This window comes from Salegentibacter sp. BDJ18 (assembly GCF_017579965.1).
Classification (GTDB): Bacteria; Bacteroidota; Bacteroidia; order Flavobacteriales; family Flavobacteriaceae; genus Salegentibacter.
In genome coordinates this window covers 1-1,693 of record NZ_JAFLQX010000033.1, presented here as the reverse complement: position 1 = coordinate 1,693, position 1,693 = coordinate 1, and the positions used below count along the sequence as shown (strand labels likewise).

Annotated in this window: 2 protein-coding genes; both read left to right on the top strand. The window is 42.7% G+C overall.

Features of this window, described 5'->3' with window-relative positions:
- The first annotated feature begins 104 nt into the window (after positions 1-104).
- On the top strand, positions 105-785 hold the full coding sequence (locus J0871_RS17215) for a hypothetical protein (RefSeq protein ID WP_208226472.1): 681 nt from the start codon (positions 105-107) through the stop codon (positions 783-785).
- Positions 786-819: 34 nt separating this feature from the next.
- Positions 820-1,548, top strand: a complete 729-nt coding sequence (gene istB, locus J0871_RS17210; protein WP_346014356.1) for an IS21-like element helper ATPase IstB — start codon at positions 820-822, stop codon at positions 1,546-1,548.
- Positions 1,549-1,693: the final 145 nt, after the last annotated feature.

Genomic DNA, 1,693 nt, shown 5'->3' with positions numbered 1-1,693 from the left:
ATCGTTTTTGTAATAGCTATCGCGGTAATGAAAAGGGTCATGTGGAACGCAGCGTGGAATATATCCGACGTAAGAGCTTCGCGGTGAAATGCCACTTCACGGATGTGGAAGAGGCCACAGCCTGGCTGCATACTAAAATAGCAGCCCTGAATAATACCAGGCAAAAACTCACCGGAAAGACGGCCAATGAACTACTTGCTCAGGAAAGGACCGCTCTGCTAGTGCTCCCCACCAGACTGCTCTGCTCAGACCAGATTCAGCTTAGAGTAGATAAATACGCTACGGTAAGCTACAAAACCAACCGATACTCGGTACCTGATCATTTAGTAGGCGAATTTGTCCAGGTTAAAATTATGAGCCACCAGCTATGGTTTTACCATAACGATCACAAAGTGGCCACTCACCACCGAAGTTATAACCTACACGATTGGATTATTAAAATCGATCACTACCTCGATACTTTTAAACGTAAACCTGGAGCCCTGGCAGGGAGTATGGCCCTGGCAAGCTCCAGGTATTTAAAAGCGCTTTATGAAGCCTATTTTATGGGAGAGTCCCGTAACTTTATTGAGCTACTGGATTATTGTCAGGAACATGCCATCACGGATGAAAAACTAGAACAAGCAGTAACCCAGCTTACTGGTAGTCCAGTAAAGGAACTTACCACAGAAAAGATAAAAGCTCTGCTGGGAAACAAACAAGATCATCAGCAGCCCCTTAAGTGGACTCAAACCACGGCGATGGCTAAATCTCAACTTCAACAATTATCAACACTCATAAATTAAAGAACCTATGGATAAAACGATCAACCAGCGTATTGTGGACTACAGTAAAGAGTTACGACTACCCATATTTAGAAGAGATTTTACGACCTTGGCAAAAGAAGCTGCCACCCAGCGCCTGAATTATGAAGACTTCCTTTTACAGCTAATGGAACGAGAATATGAAGCTCGGGTAGAGAACCGTAAGAAATCCCATATCCGGCAAGCGAACTTCCCCTCAAAAATGTATTTAAATGATTTAATGCGGGAGCAATTACCGCCCAATGCAATGGAGAAACTTCCTTTACTGGAACGTCTTGATTTTATAGAATCCGGACAAAATATAGTATTGGCCGGGAATCCTGGTACCGGTAAAACACATATCGCCATAGGTCTTGGCCTGAAAGCCTGTCTGCAGGGTTATAGAGTATTATTTACCACAGTACATAAACTGTTAACCCAAATACGGGAATCGCATTCCCAGCGTACCTTAAAGGTTATGGAGGCACGTTTTGAGAAATACGATTTAGTAATCTGTGATGAATTTGGCTACGTCTCCTTTGATAAAGAAGGATCCGAACTCCTGTTCAATCATCTTTCTTTACGAGCCGGACGCAAATCAACCATAATTACTACCAATCTAGGCTTTGAACGCTGGGAGGAGATCTTCGGTGACCCAGTATTAACAGCTGCCTTAGTAGATAGGCTAACCCATAAAGCACATCTTATAAATATGAACGGAGAATCTTACCGCTTAAAAGAAACCAAACAAATGATGAACAAATGAAAAATCGAAAAAATGGTACCCGGGCGCCGCCGGTATCCCTGTTCCCTGGGGGTACCCCCAGGGAACAGGGATACCGTTGTTAATTAATTTAAAATGGTATACTTTTGAAATGAAATAGTGGTATACTTTTCAGTTGAAATAAACA